Origin of the sequence: Pseudomonas sp. NCHU5216 (assembly GCF_052156495.1) — a bacterium.
GTDB lineage: Bacteria > Pseudomonadota > Gammaproteobacteria > Pseudomonadales > Pseudomonadaceae > Aquipseudomonas.
In genome coordinates, this window is sequence record NZ_JBQLIX010000091.1 from 1 (window position 1) to 506 (window position 506).

The 506-nt window shown below is 57.7% G+C and carries 1 protein-coding gene; it reads right to left on the reverse strand.

Annotated features, from left to right (window positions below; translation table 11 throughout):
• Positions 1-506: calcium-binding protein (locus tag ACSVIK_RS26010; protein WP_442447019.1), on the reverse strand; the 506-nt coding region annotated here is incomplete at both ends.

The window sequence follows — 506 nt, forward strand, 5'->3', positions numbered from 1 at the left end:
GTGATGACGATGTCATCGGGCGTGATGTCGTCAGCGAAGACAATGGCATCGACCTTGTTGGTGCTGGTGTCGTAGTTATTGATGGCGTCCTGACCCCAGCCTCGGCTGAAACGGTAGGTGTCACTGCCTGTGCCGCCATGGAGGGAGTCATTTCCGGTGCCTCCATCGAGGACATCTTCACCTGCCCCCCCGCTGAGGTTGTCGTTACCTTCGCCGCCGAGAAGCAAGTCGTTACCGTTGTCACCGTTGAGAACGTCGTTGCCTTCGCCACCGACCAGGGTATCGTCACCATTTTCACCATAGAGACGATCATCACCTTCGCCACCGTCGAGGACATCATCACCGTCCTGACCGTAGAGATAGTCGTTGCCCAGGTCGCCACTGATGGTGTCATCGGAGGCGTAGCCGGTGAGGGTGTCGTTGCCATCGGTGCTCTGCAGGGCCTTGACCTTGACCTGATCGATTGTCCAGGTGGTGCCATTGGCGAATCGGATCTCTTCGAGCTT